The organism is Clostridium sp. FP1 (genome assembly GCF_011065975.2).
Classification (GTDB): domain Bacteria; phylum Bacillota; class Clostridia; order Clostridiales; family Clostridiaceae; genus Clostridium_AD; species Clostridium_AD tagluense.
Window position 1 is genome coordinate 4,771,424 of sequence record NZ_JAAMNJ020000001.1, and the last position, 16,981, is coordinate 4,788,404.

The window sequence follows — 16,981 nt, forward strand, 5'->3', positions numbered from 1 at the left end:
TTATCCATAAGGTTTCAGTCTATTATATTCATTTTATACCCTAACCGTCAATGCTTTTAATAATAAATTCATTGAATTGTAACTTTATTCTTGCTAGGTTCTTTTTATTTATTAGCTTTTTCCTCTATTAATTTTGCAAGAGCATGTGCCATTTCATTTAATTCACTTTGCACTCTACCTTCCAGCATAACTCTCACTAGAGGTTCTGTACCTGAAGGTCTAATAAGGACTCTTCCACAACCATTTAATTTTTCTTCAATTTTTTTGATTTCTTCAATTATTTCACTATCAGTTTCATGAATGTTCTTTTTATCGTTAGGTACTGTTGCATTAACTAATACTTGTGGAAGCTCTGTCATCATTGCTGCAAGCTCTGATAATGGTTTCCCTGTTTCTTTAATTACAGTAGCTAATTGAATTCCTGATACAAGTCCATCCCCTGTAGTATTAAAATCAAGGAAAATTAAATGACCTGATTGCTCTCCCCCTAAGCTATAACCTTCTTCTTTCATTTTTTCAAGCACATATCTATCGCCTACTATAGTTTTCACTGTAGTTATATTTTCCTGATTCATTGCAATATCAAGTCCCAAATTACTCATAACTGTTACTACTACTGTATCTTTAGTTAATTTTCCTGTGTCTTTTAGGTGCTTGGCACAAATAGCAATCATAAAATCACCATTTATAAAGTTTCCTTTTTCATCCACTGCTAAACATCTATCTGCATCACCATCAAAAGCGAGTCCTAAATCACAATGATTTTCTTTAACAAAAGCCATTAAGTGCTCAATATGAGTAGATCCACAGTCTTTATTTATATTTATACCATCTGGATCATTGTTAATAACTAAAACCTCTGCTCCTAGTTCTCTTGCAGCTCTTACTGAAGTAATATAAGAAGCGCCATTAGCACAATCTAATGCTATTTTAAGTCCTTTTAAATCTCCTGAAATAGTGGATTTAGCAAATTCTATATAATCCTCTACACCACTGCACTTAACTGTCTTCTTGCCTAAATCACCTGCTATAGGCGATGGCACTCCTTTAAAATCATTTTCTATAACTGCTTGTATTGTGTCCTCTAATTCATCGGACAATTTGAATCCTTTGCTATCGAAAAATTTTATTCCATTGTATTCTACTGGGTTGTGAGAAGCTGAGATAACAACTCCTGCATCTGCTCCATATTTTCTAGTTAAATACGCTACTGCTGGTGTAGGAACCACTCCAAGGCATATAGCTTCAGCTCCTACAGATAAAATTCCTGCAACTAAAGCTGATTCTAACATATCTCCTGAAACTCTTGTATCCATTCCTACTATAATTTTAGGTTTATGTGCTCCATCTGTTAATACAAATGCTCCCGATCTTCCTAAATTATATGCAAGCTGACTTGTTAATTCTGTATTTGCTATACCTCGTACTCCATCTGTTCCAAATATTCTACTCATATTTTTCTACCTCTTTCTCAATATATTATAGGTTTATTACAAGGGCATACTAAACAAAATAGCTATTAAGTATGTTAGTACTTTGTTTCTGAATCCTATATTCGTCTTCTTTTTATCCACATTAATATAATTTCATAATTTACTGAATGTTACTGACTAAATAGATATACCATAATAATTATGCACACCTTGTATAGAAGGTTCTTTATTTTATTTTACTATTTATTTACACATATAGTAAAACTCTTATATATAAATACATACACTCTAATTATAATCTAGTTTGTATTATACTACAATAATAAATACTTGTAAAAAAAGTCCTAGTATTTGCAATATTTATAATAAAAAAAATAACCCAAAAGGATTATTTTTGCTGGGTTTAATTATTCATAAAATTTACAACTAAATAAAATTTAAACTTGTAAAATGCTAAACTATATTATGTCCTCTAAAGTTTGGAAGTCAGGATTAAAATTAATAAAGTGCTTAAATTTTGTAACAAATCCAAGTGGTACTATCACTACTCCTGATAGTAAAAAGCAAGTTAGAATAATATACTTTATTGCTATAAATTCTGCAAGTATACCTCCTACCGCCATAGCTATTGGAACTAATCCTCCACATACAGTGTTCATAATTGAAAGGACCTTTCCTCTCATTTCTTGTGGAACTGTTAGCTGAAGCGTTGCGCCTATAAGTGTATTTACAATTGCATTAAAAAACCCTGCTATAAATAAGAGTACTAACATGTATTTGAAATTAACCATAGGAAATACTGCAAACCCTATAGAAAATATTACACCTGAAATCATAAAAATACACAGTCTCTTTTCATAAGGTATTTTCACCATTGAAGTGAAAGCCATCCCGCAAAACATACCTCCAGTTAATAGTGCAATTGCAACTCCATATTTACCTGCTCCAAGTGCCTCTGTTCTTTGAAATAAAGGTACAATTAAAATAATTGCCATACTAGAAAAGAAGTTTAGAAAAGCTGCTACAATTATAAGATATCTAAGACCTTTAAAGTTCCATACAAATTTAAACCCTTGTTTTAAATCTTGTTTAAAACTATCCTTTGTGCTCTGCATAGCATCTTCTGCACTAACTTTTCTCTCTATTTTAGGCACCTTTATAAATATTTCTGTAAAAGCTGAAACAAGGTATGATATACCATTTGCTAAAAACATTATTGGTGCTCCTAATAGCTGATACACAATTCCTCCTAGAGGACTCGCTAAAATATTTATTCCTGTCCCCGCCATGCTTAGAGCTGAATTTGCCTGAATAAGCTTATCACTTGGAACAATATCCGGCACCGTAGAACCTACCGTAGGATTAAAAAAGGCTGCACATATACCTAAAATAATACCTGCTACAAAAACCATCCAAATTTGCACAAAACCGAATATTGCTGCCGTGCCTACTGCTGTAATTACAATCCCTCGTACCAAATCCATTAGCACTATCATATTCCTTCTATTGCACCTATCTACTATAACTCCTGCAAAGGGAGATATTAATATTCTGGGCAAGGCAGATGCAGCCATAAGTGTTCCCATGAGCCCTGTTGAGCCTGTCACTGCAAGTACCCAGAAGCCTAATGCTATCTCATAGAATACATCTCCTAGCGCTGAAACCATCTGTCCTTGCCATAGTAAAAAGAAATTCATGGTCCATAATTTCCCGGTAGATTTATTCTTTCCAGTAACTTCGGCTTCATTATTAATTATTCTTTCATTCTTTTCAATTTCTATTTCAACATTTTCTTCAATTATATTTTTTTCTGCTACTTCTATTTTCTACACCCCCATTTTAGAAATTAATTTTCATATAAAATCATTATATACAGTGATTTTGTATTAACTACTTCAAAAATTTCGTTAAGGAATCTGAAAAAAATAACTAGCTAATACGCTAGTTATTTTTGGGGATAGCCCGTGAAATTATAAAACGTCCCCACTTCAACAACTCTAAATTCGTATTTGTACTTCCGTGCCATCATTAGCTCTTATATCTACTAAGTTTAGTCCTTTATAATCACTTAATGAAATAATTAAATTCCTCATTTCATTCCAGTCTATTAGTTCTAAATACTTAGCATCCTTTTCCTTCATGTGTTTTCTTACAATTCTCTCTATGGGAAGTCTTGTAACCAGTCTTATTGCCCACATTGGAACTGGAATTCTTAGTTTCCTACCTTCCTCTGTTTTAATATAAATCCTCATATAACACCTCAAAAATTATAGATTTACTCTATGACAATCTCAACTGTATCTCCATCTCCAGTTTTTATGTCTACAATCTTTCCACCTATACCACCATCTATGGCTTCTAATATAGTTTGAGTCATTGCATCCATTTCTATGTCGTCCATGCCATTTACATTTATATTTGGAATTCTTCCAAAGGTTTTTATCATGCCACTTACAAATTTAAGTGGCAAGTTAATGTTCACAATATCGTTATCGTTAGATCTTACTTTTATTCTCAGCATTTTAACTTTAAATCTACTATTACTGTGGCTATTATCTGGTTGAGGCTTATCTAAAGTAATAAATTCTTTACTTTCTCCCTTTAGGGCTTCTATAAGTTGCATAGCTTTTTCAGAATCAATCTTACCTTCTTCAACCATTTTCAATATTCTTGACATTTCTTCATTCATTAAATATCCTCCTTTTTTATAGCTGAAATTTCCCAATTCAGAGCTTATTTACTTACCATTTAACATAATTAATGCTTCATCAGCAGTGATTTCACCTTTTTCTAACATATCTATTACATCTTTTTTATCAACAGAAGGCTTTTGTTTTGTAACAGTATATCCAAGTGAAGTAATAACCTCGTCTAGCTTTGCCCGAACTGTTGGGTATGATATGCCAAGTTCCTTTTCCACGTCCTTAATGTTTCCCCTGGATTTTAAAAATACTTCAATGAAATACAACTGCTCACTATTCAAATAATCGAATTTCGACAATTCAAAATAATTTTCAACTACAGTGCCGCATTCATCGCATTTAAGTCTAGTTACTTTTAATTTAGAACTACAAACTGGACATTTACACAATATTTTATAAGTCACTTTTACCACCCACTTTCTTTATATTCATTATATTACCATTAATTAAAATAATCAATATATAAATTGATTATTTTAATATTTTTTCAATATATATTTATTATATTAATTTATATATTGATAATATTAATATAAATATATGAGGTTTATTGAATTTTATGATTAAATCACCTTCTTTTAATCTAAAAAGTGGTTTATATATGCTTTTGTTCTCCAACTATTGAGTCACTTGAAATCATAATCTCCCCACTATATTCTACAAGCCCAATATTACAACCTTCACCTATGGTGATATGATTTCCTCTTACTATTTTTGCATTGGTATTTTGGAGGTATATCTCATCCCCTTCAATTAATGTAGTAGTTAACTCCCCTTTAGAATTAAACATTTTGTCAATTACTTTTTTAAAGAAGGAATTATCTATTGGACTAACTCTTACTTCAATATGCTCTCCACCAATTTCTTGTACATTACAGTTGCCACCAATCCTTATATTTATTTGTCCAGCATTTAGTAATCCTTGTATTTTAAAAGAACCACTGGCCTTAAAACATTCTGCTTCACAATTTTTTTCTATATTAGCTGACCCCGCTATAATAACTTCTTCTGCGTGCAAGTTTCCTTGTATATGAGTAGACCCATTAATTTTTATACTTTGACTTTTAACATTGCCTATGACATGTGATGAACCACTTATCTTCATTTCTTCTACTTCCACATTACCTTCAATTCTCGTAGATCCACTGATTTTTATAGTGCCTGCTTTCAAATCCCCTAAAACTTTTGATGAGCCACTAGTTTTAAAGTCTACACATTCCAAATTTCCGTTTATTTTTCCTGATCCACTTATACTTACTTCATTATATTTTCCACCACCAACTGTACCCGATCCTGATATCTTTATATCGTTAGTATTAGTCTTTTCCATATTTGTCCTCCTCATATTTCTTTAAAATATATGATAATTACTAAATCTTGATTTTCAATTCTTGAATGCACTGTGAAATATTAAGCCTTAATACAATTTTCGCACCCTTTTCTATATAAAGCTCATTAGGAAGAGTAATTAAAAAACATAGCGCCATGCCAAATTTCCTTAAAAAAACTATCTCGCAATTTTTTCCTTCTAATGATTTATAATTTTCTTCTAAAGTCACTATTATAAGCTTACCTTCCTCCAGTGATACATTTCCAGATAGCAAGCTCTTTTCTAATAATGAGATATATAATATCCTCTCAAAAGAAAAAATTTTTATTTCTCCATATGTTTTTTTATGCAATATTAGTGTATGCTCCGAAACAATGTTCTTTTCTAATAGTTCTTCCTCACTTAAAAATACTTCCCCAAATTTAGGAGAAAACATCTGTGCTAGGCTATCCAAGGATACGTCATCCTTCATATCTTTAATTTTTTCTATTCTATCTAATATTCTTTCTCTAGGAAAATAAGTTTCTTGACCAGTGTAGCTAGATTTCTTTATAAACCAATCTTCTGGTATAAGATTTTTTCTTTTCCACCTATACAGCTGACCATAGGAAACCTTAGTGATTTCTAGTAATTCTTTTTTTGATATTAAATCTTCCTCCATATTATCCTCCTTGTATATTTCTAAATTATATACCAATTATTAACATTAATCTACTTATATTTATAGTGTAACATAACATTGTTACGTTGTAAATAACAAAGATTTAAATATACTTATTTTTCTAACACCTAAAAAAAAGTATATATTACGTAACCTTCATTTGAGCAAGCCTTAGTAATCCTTAATTAATTTTAATTGAATATGCGTTAAGAAAATTACATGTTTGAGCGCTAGCGAGTTTGTAATTTTTAGCATATTCTAGTAAAATTAATTTAGAATTACTTAGCGATGCGAATGAAGGTGTAGTAATATATACTCTTTTACTTTTACTCTTATTTTATATATGAAGCTCCTATTTCTAGTGCTTTTTTGTTTATTTCGAAGAATTTCTCTTTACCATGAGCCTTTAAAGCTCCTATTATTGCTTCCATAGATACTATTCCTGTTCTCTTTACTAATGCTCCTAGAAGCACCATGTTAGCAATTTGCTTGCTTCCAATGTTTAAAGCTTCTGTTTGAGCTGGAACGCATATTACTTCTAAATCTTTTCTTATTGGCATTCTATCTACAAGGTCAGAATCCATTATTAATAGTCCACCTTTAACTAAAGTATCTTCAAACTTGTCAAGGGAAGGTCTATTCATAACTATAAGTGTGTTTGGATCGTTAATTATTGGTGAACCAACTAACTCATCAGAAAGTATAACAGAACAGTTAGCAGTACCTCCACGCATTTCTGGTCCATAAGATGGCAACCATGAAACGTTCATATCAGCATCCATTCCTGCATATGCTAAAAATTTTCCCATTGAAAGTGTACCTTGACCACCAAATCCTGCAAATATAATTTCTTGTGCTGCCATATTACTTAACCTCCTCAGTTATGTCTTTTTTAACTCCTAGAGTATAAAAAGGCATCATATTATCTCTAAGCCATTGCATTGACTCATCAGGTGATTTTCCCCAATTAGTTGGGCATGTTGATAATACTTCTACTAGTGAGAACCCTTTTCCATCAATTGCATTTTGGAAAGCTTTCTTTATAGCTTTTTTAGTTTTAGTAACATTAGGTACGCTATCTGCTGATACTCTTTCTACATAACAAGCGCCGCCTAAAGTTGATATAAGTTCTGCTACTCTAATTGGATGTCCTTGCAATTTTACATCTCTTCCGTATGGTGAAGTTTCTGTTACTTGACCTGGAAGAGTAGTTGGAGCCATTTGTCCACCTGTCATACCGTAAATACAGTTATTTACGAATATAGTAACCATGTTTTCACCTCTTGTAGCAGCATGTACTATTTCAGCCATACCTATTGCTGCAAGATCTCCATCTCCCTGATACGTAAATACTACTGCATCTGGGTTAGATCTTTTAATTCCTGTAGCAACTGCTGGTGCTCTTCCATGTGCTGCTTCAAACATATCACAGGCAAAGTAGTCATATGCTAAAACAGAACATCCAACTGGAGCTACTCCTATAGTTTTATCTATTACGTCTAATTCCTCAAGAACTTCTCCTACTAATCTATGAATTAGTCCATGAGTACATCCTGGACAGTAATGAGTAGGAACGTCTAATAATGCTTTAGTTGGTTCAAATACGATTGCCATTATTTTGCACCCCCTACTATTTCTCTAACTTTATCTAATATATCGTCTGGATGAGGAACCATTCCACCTGTTCTTCCGTAGAAGTGTACTGGTTTTCTTCCTTCAACTGAAAGTCTAACATCTTCAACCATTTGTCCACAACTCATTTCTACTGATATATATCCATGTTTTGTGCTATTTATACTTTTCTCAAATGCTTCTAGTGGGAAAGGCCAAAGTGTAATTGGTCTTATTAATCCTAATTTTATGCCTTCTTTTTCTGCCATTTTAATAACATTTTTGCATATTCTTGATGTTGTTCCGTATGCAACCATTATTAAATCACTTTCACCATCACAATTGTACATTTCATATCTTGTTTCATTTTTTGTTATTTCTTTAAATTTTTCTTGCAATTTTAAGTTATGTTGTTCTAGAATCTCTGATTTTAAATAAAGAGAATTTATTACATTATGTTTTTTTCTCCCCTTTAAACCACAGGCTGCCCAAGTTTTTTCTGGTAATACTTTCGCTTCTCTCTCTTTAAATTCTACGGGTTCCATCATTTGTCCTAGCATACCGTCTCCCATAACCATTACAGGTGTTCTATACATATCTGCAGTATCAAATGCATCTTGAACTAAGTCAACCATTTCTTGTATTGATGCTGGTGCATATACAGGCATATTGAAATCACCATGTGCTCCACCTTTAGTTGCTTGAAAATAATCTGATTGAGCTGGTTGAATACTACCAAGTCCTGGGCCACCTCTAACTATATTTACAATAACACATGGAAGCTCTGCTCCTGCTATGTAGGATATTCCTTCTGCTTTTAAACTTATTCCTGGTGAACTTGAAGATGTCATACATCTTATTCCTGTACCAGCTGCTCCATAAATCATGTTTATAGCTGCAATTTCACTCTCTGCTTGCAAGAAAACCCTATCAATTTTAGGCATCTTTCTTGATAAATATGCAGATATCTCTGTTTGAGGTGTTATTGGATATCCAAAGAAACATTTACAATTTGCTCTTATAGCTGCTTCTCCAATAGCCTCATTACCTTTCATTAACACTTTTTCTCCCATAAGTTCCATCCTCCTATTCTTTACTTTTCAACTGTTATTACGCAGTCAGGGCACATTTTTCCGCAAGATGCACATCCAATACATTCTTTCATCTTTTCTTCTGTAACTGTAGCTGGATGGTATCCTTTTATGTTCAGTCTATCTGAAAAACTTATAATTTTCTTAGGACATGCAGTTATACAAAGTCCACAACCTTTACACCTATCTTCTCTAAAACTTACTCTTGGCATGTTTAAACCTCCTCAAAATGCGAATTTATAAAATTTAAACGTTTACTATTTGATTTTACCCCTTGAAGTACAAACTGTCAATATTGTTAATTTTTTAATTAATCTCTTTCTATTTATCTCCAAGGTGGTAACATATGTATATCTATACCAAATATATCACCTTGCAATTTTCCTGTCATTTTTTGAGTTAAATCATTTCTACAAACAGTATAGGCATGAGGTATATTTAATTCTTTGGATAGCTTGGCTACTACTTTGTCTCCATCTATTATATGCTGCTCTACAGTTTCATAAGACAAATTAGTATTGGATATTAAATGAGTTATCATGAGTCTTGAAGATGTTTCTATTGCTTTAAAGTATTCCTTTATGTCTCTAACATCTGATGTAAATGGTCTATTTGTGTTTATAACAAAGAACATATCATAAGGCTCTTCCACAAAAAATCTATTGTATTGACCAAGGGCTATGGAGCCTGCGTCATCCCCACCTACATCTATTACCACTTCGTAGCTTTTGTCATTAAATATAGCTATTATCTCTGCTGGGACTACCATGAGTTCTGCATTAACTAGTTCTGGATTGGATGCTATGACTCTTACTCCATACCCCTCTAATTCTTTTCTCACATCTCGTACACAGAAATAAGGATTTACTATATCTAAGTCAGCTATTACAACCTTTTTTCCCTCTTTTGCAAGATTTATCGCATAATTTATTGCTATTTCTGTCTTCCCACTACCAAAATGGCCTGTAAATACTCTTATTCTACTCATTATATCACTGACTTCCTTCCGAATTTCAATAAAATACATTGTTTTGATATTAAATAAATTTTCAAAACAACTTACCACATTTTTAAAAACAGCTTATTTACTTGTTATTTATTCAATGTGTCTTATTGTTATAGTTTATTATTTATACTCTTTTGCCTTTTCTTCGCCATTTAATACTCTAAGACCGCCTTCAGCTAGTGCTAATAATTCATCTTCACCTGGATAAACTACAACGTTTGCTATAAATTCCACTCTTTCTTTTATATAATTCACCATAGGCTTGCCGTAAGCTATTCCACCTGTTAAAATTATAGCATCCACTTTTCCGGATAAAACTGCTGCGCATTTTCCAATTTCCTTGGCTACTTGATACCCCATAGCTTCAAAGATTAATTTATATTTTTCATCGCCTGCCTCTGCCCTATCTATTACTTCTTTAGCATCATTTGTATTAAGATAAGCAACAAAGCCACCTTTTCCATTTATCTTTTTCTTTATATCCTCTAATGTGTATTCTCCACTAAAGCACATTTTAGCTAAATCGCCTATTGGTAATCCTCCAGATCTTTCTGGTGAAAATGGACCTTCTCCATCTAGTGCATTATTCACATCAATTACTCTTCCATCCTTGTGGGCTCCTACTGAAACTCCGCCACCCATGTGTGCTACTATTAAATTAATTTCTTCGTATTTTTTCCCATTTTCTTTTGCATATCTTTTAGCTACTGCTTTTTGATTTAGTGCATGAAAAATACTTTTTCTTTCTATTTCTGGCATACCTGATATTCTAGCCACATCAATCATTTCATCAACCACTACTGGATCAACTATAAATGCTGGTATATCTAAAGATTTCCCGATTTCACTTGCAATTATTCCACCTAAATTTGAAGCATGCTGACCTTGCACTCCGATTTTTAAATCATTAAGCATAGCATCATTTACAGCATAAGTTCCACCTTCAATAGATTTTAGGAGTCCACCTCTGCCTATTATAGCGTCTAGCGTATTTATATCAAAGTTCTTTTCTTTAAGTACATTTAATATAACATCTTTTCTAAAATTAAACTGTTCATATATACCTTCAAATTTACCTATTTCTTCTGAGGAATGTCTTAAGGTTTCTACTAGAACCTCATTTTCGTCTTCATATACACCTATTTTAGTAGATGTTGAACCTGGATTAATCATTAACAATTTATATGTCATATTTTTCCTCCTCTGTATTATAAAAGATTAGTTCTTATACTTTTGCAGCTTTGCCTTGTTATTTTCTTTGAGATGCCTTATTAGATTCTGCAACTAGTGCTGCAAGTGCTATAGAATTTAATTTTGTTTCAGGAGTATCTGCTCTAGAAGTTAATATAACTGGGGCAGAAGTACCTACTAGTAATCCACCATTTTTAGCCTGGGTGGTGTAAGTTAAACATTTGTACATAGCATTTCCCGCTTCAATATTAGCCATTAAAAGAATATCCGCTTTACCTGCTACTGGGCCTCCTAGGTTTTTATGTTTTGCAGCTTCTTCTGATAATGCATTATCCAGGCCTAGTGGTCCATCAATAATACACCCTTTTATCTGGCCTCTCTCATTCATTTTTGAAAGCATTGCTGCATCCAGTGTTGCTGGCATACTAGCGTTTACTACTTCTACTGCACAAACGGCTGCAACTTTAGGAAGCTCAACACCACAAGCTTTTGCTACTTGCACTGAATTGTTTATTATATCTATTTTTTCTTTTAATTCTGGATACATATTGAAGGCAGCATCTGTTAAAAATATTAATCTATCATAGCCTGGTATCTCAAATACTGCTACATGTGACATTTGCCTTCCAGTTCTAAGACCTACTTCTTTATTTAATACAGCTCTTAAGAATGTTGCTGTATCTACTAGGCCTTTCATAAGCATATCAGCTCTTCCTGATGATACAAGTTGAACTGCAGCTAATGATGCTTTTTTATCGTTCTTCTCATCTATAATTTCAAACTCTTCTATATTCATACCTATTTTACTTGCAATAGAAATTATTTTTTCACTATCTCCTACTAGTATTGCATTTGCTATACCATTTTTCTTAGCGTCGCAAATTGCTTCAAGAACTGGCGCATCTTGAGCTACAGCTACTGCTACCGTTTTCATTCCTTGTGTTTTTGCGGTATTTAATACCTCATTAAAAGTTTTAATCATTAGATTACACTCCTTCTATTCTATTTTGTTTGTTCTTCGTATATTTTAGCTTCTTCTTCGACCTTTAATATCCTTAGAGTTCCCTGTGCCAGTGCTAACATTTCATCTTCCCCTGGTACTAGTTCAACCTTGGCTATAAAACTCACCATGTCACTTATCCAAGTAGTAAGTTTCTTGTTATAGGCTAATCCTCCTGTAAGGATTATGGCATCAATTTTCCCAGAAACTACTGTCGCCATGGCTCCTATTTCTTTAGCAATTTGATATGCCATAGCTTTAAAAATAAGTTCTGCACTTTTATCTCCATCATCAATCATTTTATCAACAATTCTTCCGTCGTTGGTATTTAAATAAGCTACGAGCCCCCCTTCACCGGTTAATTTTTTCTTTAACTGGGGTAGAGTATATTCTCCACTGAAAGCCAGTTTTGCTAAATCTCCTACTGGAAGTCCTCCAGTTCGTTCTGGTGAGAAAGGTCCTTCTTCATTGGCATTGTTTACATCTAAAATTCTTCCGTTTTTAACTGGAGACACAGAAATTCCTCCACCTATGTGTGCAACAACATAAGTACTATCTTCAAAATTTTTATGTAATTTAGTGCAAACTCTTCTTGTTACTGCTTTTATATTTAAGGCATGAACTAGTGAACGTCTTGGTATTTCTGGAAGTCCTGATATTCTTGCCACGTCCAATATCTCATCTACGGCTACAGGGTCTACTATAAATGCCGGTATATTAATTTTTCTTGCAATTTCAAAGGCTATTACTCCACCTAGGTTAGACGCGTGTTCTGCTTGATACCCTATTTTTAGGTCCTCTAACATTTTCGGTGTAATTTCATATGTGCCACCTGGCATTGGTCTTAATAATCCACCTCTACCAACTACTGCGATTAAGTCTTCAAGGGCTATGCTTTCTTGCTCTAGCCACTGTAGAATCAAAACAGTCCTCATGTCCTTTTGGTCATAAATTTTCTCAAATTTCTTAATTTCATCAAAGCTATGGGTCAAATTAGATGTAATTACACAATGTTCATCTTTGAATATTGATAATTTAGTTGATGTTGAACCAGGATTTATTACTAAAATATATCCTTTGCTTTTCATTAGGATAACTCCCCCCTATTTCCCTATGTAATAATAGCAACTAATTATTACTAGTTATGTCCACATATGTTTCTGTTGCTACTTTCATTTTAACAAATTACATAGATGAAATTCAAGGGTTAAAAAAAATTATTATAATTGCTTCCATTCTTTCATTATATTTTCTGCCACTTTTAATCCGTCCACCGCAGCAGAAATTATTCCACCTGCATATCCTGCGCCTTCTCCTGCTGGATATAGGCCTTCTAGGGATATGCTTTGGAGATTGTCATTTCTATCAATTCTTACGGGTGCTGAGGTTCTTGTTTCAATACCAGTCATAATTGCATCTTCCCTTGCAAACCCATTGATTTTATATTCAAATTTAGGCAAAGCCTCTTTTATAGAGTCTGTTACATAATTTGGCAAACACTTAGTAAGATCAGCAAATTTATATCCAGGTGTATAACTTGGTTTTACGCCACCTATTACACTGCTAACTTTATCTTTAAGGAAGTCTCCAACTAATTGTACTGGGGCATTAAAATTTGATCCTCCTAGCATATAAGCTAAAGCTTCATAATGCCTCTGGAACTCTATACCAGAAAGTGGATTGTCACCTTGGAAGTCCTTAGGCCCCACAGATACTACTATAGCTGAATTTGCATTGGCCTTATCTCTCTTATATTTACTCATTCCATTTATAACCAAGTGACCTTGTTCAGATGCCGCCGCTACTACTTCTCCACCTGGGCACATACAAAAACTATATACTGCTCTTCCAGATTTTTCACTGTTATAAGTAAGCTTGTAATCTGCAGCTTGTAATCTTTCGTGACTAGCATATTTCCCATATTGATTTTCATTAATCATACCTTGTGGATGCTCTATCCTAACCCCCACTGCAAAAGGCTTACTAGACATAAATACCCCTTTTTTATATAACATTTCATAGGTATCTCGAGAACTATGTCCTGGTGCTAAAATTAAGCTATCACAGGGTATCTCTTCTCCATTCACTATTATACTTTTAACTTTTTTATCTTTAATTATTATATCTTGAAGTTTATTATTAAATCTTACTTCTCCACCAAGATTTATAATGCTTTCTCTAATATTTTTAACAACTGATTTTAGTATATCTGTACCTATGTGAGGCTTACCCATATATAATATTTCCTCTGGCGCACCAGCTTTCACAAATTCTTCTAGTATATAATCACACCTAGTGTCCTTTATTCTTGTGGTTAACTTTCCATCTGAAAATGTCCCTGCTCCGCCTTCACCAAATTGCACATTAGATTCTGCATTAAGCACAGCTCTTGTCCAAAACTTAACTATACTATTTGTCCTGCGCTCTACACTTTCTCCTCTTTCTATAATTAGTGGTTTATATCCTTTTTGAGCCATAAGAAGACCAGCAAACATTCCCGCTGGTCCCATTCCCACAATTATTGGTCTATGGTTCATCTTTTTAGTTCCAAATTCAAACTCAGAATCATACTTAACTGGTTCAAGTATAACATCTTTATCATTTGCTCTGGCAACGGTTTTTATTTCATTATCCATTTCAATAATAGCAGCATAATTAAATTTAATATTATTTTTTTTCCTTGCATCTATAGATTCTTTAGCTATTTTAAAAACTTTTATTTCACTTTGGTCAATTCTCATTTTTTTTGCTGCTTTTATTTTTACATCCTCTATATTTTCATCTATGTCTAAAACTATGTTATTCACTTTAATTGCCATTAGTAGTAGTTCCCCCCGTTTGTTTTTTTGTAATAGTTACTAGTATTTTATCTGGAACCTGTGATATTGAATTTACACCTTCAGGTAATGTCACTAATACTTTTACAGTGTGCTCACCTTCTACTAAACTAACTAAGTCCACTGTAGCTGTGATTTTTTTTACATCTAGTGAATTTACAATTGCTTCAGTTCCTGAAATAACTATTGCAACTTTATCTTTTTCTAACTTTGCATCATACTTTTCATCTAAATTATTATATTTAATATCTAAACTTAAACTTTTTTCCACTACCTTATCTGGGATTTTTTCTACCACTTTATTTACACTAATTTCAACCTTAACTACACTTTCAGCACTGCCACTACCACTAACTAAACTTACTCCACCAGGAATTATTACCTTTGCATCTATTGTAGTACTTTCACTTATTTTACTTAAATCAATAACTTCCGTGCTTAAGTTTTCTAGTTGGTTAAGTCCCTCTATACTTCCTGTCACATCAAATCGTTCCGGTAGTACTTTTATACTTCCTAAAGTAAATTTAGGGTCTAAACTCCCTGTAGTTTTTACTTTCACTCCTACAGATTTAGTCCTTTTTAAAGGAACCTTAACATCCATATGAGATGGAGTTACCGTAACCTCTTTTATTTCTTTTCCCGCTGCATCTACCGGTTTAAGTTTATAGCTTTTTATAACATCGGATTCCTTACCTTGTATATCTATTTCTATTATTATCTCTTTTACTATATTTACAAGCTTTGACCCGCCTGTTACCATAGCATTGTTTTGTGATAATTTTGCTGCAGATGCATAATAGCCTTCTTTGGGCTTTCCAGTTATATTTACACTTATAGGCTTTTTAACCTCAGTAAGTTCATCTAAATTTATGGTTATAAAAAGCCCCTCACTATTGGTCACATTTATATTATTAGGACTTTTCCTTATTTCAATAGGAATTTTTTGTTCTCCTCTTTTAAGTGCATATGCACCTAAATCTGCCACTACCGTGAAATCTTCTGCTTTTGTATTTAAAAGCATACCAGTATTTGCTCCTTTAATATTTAAGGATGTGGTTAAATCTTGCCCTGGTACTAAAATCAGATTTGAATGGGTTAGTATATCCGTATTTAGAAGCTGCACAGGTATACTTTTAATTTTAATAGCATTCACTGGATTTTCTGTACTTGTTATAAAAAGCCATAGCGCAAAAGCAGCTATTACACAGCATATTTTAATTATATATTGTTGTTTTCCGACTTTATCCATGACCTTATTTTCTCCTTTAAAGTTATTTTTTTACTTTGCCTGTTCTTTATTATTTGAACAAGTATTTTCTTAAGCTTATCTCGGTCATAGTTCCTTACCAATCTCCCATTCACAGCCAGTGATATAGTTCCCGTTTCTTCTGATACTATTATTGTTAGAGCATCTGAAGTTTCAGTTATTCCTATAGCTGCTCTATGCCGTGTTCCTAATTTCTTGCTTATTTTATCATTATTTGTTAAAGGCAGAAAACAACCTGCCGCTATTATTCTACCATTTCTAATTATTGTAGCTCCATCATGAAGTGGAGTATTAACTACAAATATATTTTCTAGTAAAGCGCCAGATATTAAAGCGTCTATGGCTGTTCCTGTTTTAATTATTTCTCCAATACCGGTTTTTTGCTCTATTACTATTAGTGCTCCTGTTTTACTTTTTGATAAGTTTTCAACAGCATTAACAATTTCAGTTATAACTATTTCCATAGTCTCTTCATTTTCAAATATGTGTTTGTCCGTAAACGCTGTCCTTCCCAGGTGCTCTAAGGCTCTTCTTATTTCTGGTTGAAAGATTATAACAATAGTCAAAACACCGATTGTTATGGTCTTATTTAAAATCCAATTTAATACTGTAAGATTAAGCAACTGACTTATAGGAATAAGTAGAAAAATAAGCACTATCCCTTTTAATAACTGCTCAGCTCTTGTTTCCTTCATTAGCATATAAGTTTTATAGAATATATAGGCCACCACTAATATATCCAAAACTGAAAAGAAACTTATATTTTTAATTGTGCTTAACATTAACTTAAGTACATCCATAAAGCCACACCCCCTTAATAAAACTCTTATTTATAATTATACACCATGCTAT

General features: G+C 32.9%; 18 protein-coding genes. All 18 read right to left on the reverse strand.

The features are described 5' to 3' along the window. Window positions 1-104: 104 nt before the first annotated feature. Window positions 105-1,454: a phosphoglucosamine mutase gene (glmM, locus tag G9F70_RS22570; protein ID WP_164946735.1), complete on the reverse strand. Its 1,350-nt coding sequence runs from the start codon at window positions 1,452-1,454 to the stop codon at window positions 105-107. A gap of 437 nt (window positions 1,455-1,891) precedes the next feature. Continuing rightward, the gene (locus tag G9F70_RS22575; RefSeq protein WP_164946736.1) at window positions 1,892-3,130 is read right to left on the reverse strand and encodes an MFS transporter; all 1,239 of its coding nucleotides are present in this window, start codon (window positions 3,128-3,130) and stop codon (window positions 1,892-1,894) included. A 300-nt stretch (window positions 3,131-3,430) separates the two neighbouring features. Continuing rightward, window positions 3,431-3,685, reverse strand: a complete 255-nt coding sequence (locus G9F70_RS22580; protein ID WP_164946737.1) for a hypothetical protein — start codon at window positions 3,683-3,685, stop codon at window positions 3,431-3,433. 23 nt (window positions 3,686-3,708) lie between these two features. After that, complete coding sequence (locus G9F70_RS22585; protein ID WP_164946738.1) at window positions 3,709-4,122, reverse strand: SHOCT-like domain-containing protein; 414 nt, start codon at window positions 4,120-4,122, stop codon at window positions 3,709-3,711. A 48-nt stretch (window positions 4,123-4,170) separates the two neighbouring features. After that, window positions 4,171-4,539, reverse strand: a complete 369-nt coding sequence (locus G9F70_RS22590) for a DUF2089 domain-containing protein (protein WP_125002996.1) — start codon at window positions 4,537-4,539, stop codon at window positions 4,171-4,173. A gap of 191 nt (window positions 4,540-4,730) precedes the next feature. Next, window positions 4,731-5,465, reverse strand: a complete 735-nt coding sequence (locus G9F70_RS22595) for a polymer-forming cytoskeletal protein (RefSeq protein ID WP_164946739.1) — start codon at window positions 5,463-5,465, stop codon at window positions 4,731-4,733. Between the two features lie 40 nt (window positions 5,466-5,505). Continuing rightward, a complete protein-coding gene (locus tag G9F70_RS22600; RefSeq protein ID WP_125002992.1) occupies window positions 5,506-6,126 on the reverse strand; it encodes a YhbD family protein in 621 nt (206 codons plus the stop codon). 332 nt (window positions 6,127-6,458) lie between these two features. Next, window positions 6,459-6,989, reverse strand: coding sequence for a 2-oxoacid:acceptor oxidoreductase family protein (locus tag G9F70_RS22605; RefSeq protein ID WP_125002990.1), 531 nt, complete (start codon window positions 6,987-6,989; stop codon window positions 6,459-6,461). 1 nt (window position 6,990) lies between these two features. Next, window positions 6,991-7,740 carry a thiamine pyrophosphate-dependent enzyme gene (locus G9F70_RS22610; RefSeq protein ID WP_125002988.1) on the reverse strand — a complete coding sequence of 250 codons (750 nt, stop codon included), beginning with the start codon at window positions 7,738-7,740 and terminating at the stop codon, window positions 6,991-6,993. After that, window positions 7,740-8,810, reverse strand: a complete 1,071-nt coding sequence (locus tag G9F70_RS22615; RefSeq protein ID WP_125002986.1) for a 3-methyl-2-oxobutanoate dehydrogenase subunit VorB — start codon at window positions 8,808-8,810, stop codon at window positions 7,740-7,742. Before G9F70_RS22615 ends, G9F70_RS22610 begins: the two co-directional genes overlap by 1 nt. Window positions 8,811-8,830: 20 nt before the next feature. Next, window positions 8,831-9,040 carry a 4Fe-4S dicluster domain-containing protein gene (locus tag G9F70_RS22620; RefSeq protein WP_125002984.1) on the reverse strand — a complete coding sequence of 70 codons (210 nt, stop codon included), beginning with the start codon at window positions 9,038-9,040 and terminating at the stop codon, window positions 8,831-8,833. 113 nt (window positions 9,041-9,153) lie between these two features. Beyond that, window positions 9,154-9,816: a MinD/ParA family protein gene (locus G9F70_RS22625; protein WP_164946740.1), complete on the reverse strand. Its 663-nt coding sequence runs from the start codon at window positions 9,814-9,816 to the stop codon at window positions 9,154-9,156. A 138-nt stretch (window positions 9,817-9,954) separates the two neighbouring features. Next, entirely contained in the window at window positions 9,955-11,025 is a 1,071-nt protein-coding gene (gene buk / locus G9F70_RS22630) for a butyrate kinase (protein ID WP_164946741.1), read from the reverse strand. 58 nt (window positions 11,026-11,083) lie between these two features. Then, on the reverse strand, window positions 11,084-12,007 hold the full coding sequence (gene ptb, locus G9F70_RS22635) for a phosphate butyryltransferase (RefSeq protein WP_164946742.1): 924 nt from the start codon (window positions 12,005-12,007) through the stop codon (window positions 11,084-11,086). Between the two features lie 20 nt (window positions 12,008-12,027). After that, window positions 12,028-13,113 (reverse strand): butyrate kinase, encoded by a 1,086-nt coding sequence (buk, locus tag G9F70_RS22640; RefSeq protein ID WP_164946743.1) that lies wholly within the window; start codon window positions 13,111-13,113, stop codon window positions 12,028-12,030. A gap of 132 nt (window positions 13,114-13,245) precedes the next feature. After that, entirely contained in the window at window positions 13,246-14,844 is a 1,599-nt protein-coding gene (locus tag G9F70_RS22645) for an NAD(P)/FAD-dependent oxidoreductase (RefSeq protein WP_164946744.1), read from the reverse strand. Beyond that, complete coding sequence (locus G9F70_RS22650) at window positions 14,834-16,111, reverse strand: YbbR-like domain-containing protein (protein WP_164946745.1); 1,278 nt, start codon at window positions 16,109-16,111, stop codon at window positions 14,834-14,836. Before G9F70_RS22650 ends, G9F70_RS22645 begins: the two co-directional genes overlap by 11 nt. After that, window positions 16,081-16,929 carry a diadenylate cyclase CdaA gene (gene cdaA / locus G9F70_RS22655; RefSeq protein ID WP_164946746.1) on the reverse strand — a complete coding sequence of 283 codons (849 nt, stop codon included), beginning with the start codon at window positions 16,927-16,929 and terminating at the stop codon, window positions 16,081-16,083. Before cdaA ends, G9F70_RS22650 begins: the two co-directional genes overlap by 31 nt. Between the last annotated feature and the right edge of the window lie 52 nt (window positions 16,930-16,981).

Bases quoted from the DNA above. Each gene is read 5' to 3' on its own strand.
- G9F70_RS22585 (WP_164946738.1), bottom strand. From the start codon at position 4,122: ATGAATGAAGAAATGTCAAGAATATTGAAAATGGTTGAAGAAGGTAAG.
- G9F70_RS22580 (WP_164946737.1), bottom strand. From the start codon at position 3,685: ATGAGGATTTATATTAAAACAGAGGAAGGTAGGAAACTAAGAATTCCA.
- G9F70_RS22625 (WP_164946740.1), bottom strand. From the start codon at position 9,816: ATGAGTAGAATAAGAGTATTTACAGGCCATTTTGGTAGTGGGAAGACA.
- G9F70_RS22595 (WP_164946739.1), bottom strand. From the start codon at position 5,465: ATGGAAAAGACTAATACTAACGATATAAAGATATCAGGATCGGGTACA.
- G9F70_RS22575 (WP_164946736.1), bottom strand. From the start codon at position 3,130: ATGAATTTCTTTTTACTATGGCAAGGACAGATGGTTTCAGCGCTAGGA.
- G9F70_RS22615 (WP_125002986.1), bottom strand. From the start codon at position 8,810: ATGGGAGAAAAAGTGTTAATGAAAGGTAATGAGGCTATTGGAGAAGCA.
- buk (WP_164946741.1), bottom strand. From the start codon at position 11,025: ATGACATATAAATTGTTAATGATTAATCCAGGTTCAACATCTACTAAA.
- G9F70_RS22605 (WP_125002990.1), bottom strand. From the start codon at position 6,989: ATGGCAGCACAAGAAATTATATTTGCAGGATTTGGTGGTCAAGGTACA.
- glmM (WP_164946735.1), bottom strand. From the start codon at position 1,454: ATGAGTAGAATATTTGGAACAGATGGAGTACGAGGTATAGCAAATACA.
- G9F70_RS22600 (WP_125002992.1), bottom strand. From the start codon at position 6,126: ATGGAGGAAGATTTAATATCAAAAAAAGAATTACTAGAAATCACTAAG.
- ptb (WP_164946742.1), bottom strand. From the start codon at position 12,007: ATGATTAAAACTTTTAATGAGGTATTAAATACCGCAAAAACACAAGGA.
- buk (WP_164946743.1), bottom strand. From the start codon at position 13,113: ATGAAAAGCAAAGGATATATTTTAGTAATAAATCCTGGTTCAACATCA.
- G9F70_RS22620 (WP_125002984.1), bottom strand. From the start codon at position 9,040: ATGCCAAGAGTAAGTTTTAGAGAAGATAGGTGTAAAGGTTGTGGACTT.
- G9F70_RS22650 (WP_164946745.1), bottom strand. From the start codon at position 16,111: ATGGATAAAGTCGGAAAACAACAATATATAATTAAAATATGCTGTGTA.
- G9F70_RS22645 (WP_164946744.1), bottom strand. From the start codon at position 14,844: ATGGCAATTAAAGTGAATAACATAGTTTTAGACATAGATGAAAATATA.
- cdaA (WP_164946746.1), bottom strand. From the start codon at position 16,929: ATGGATGTACTTAAGTTAATGTTAAGCACAATTAAAAATATAAGTTTC.
- G9F70_RS22610 (WP_125002988.1), bottom strand. From the start codon at position 7,740: ATGGCAATCGTATTTGAACCAACTAAAGCATTATTAGACGTTCCTACT.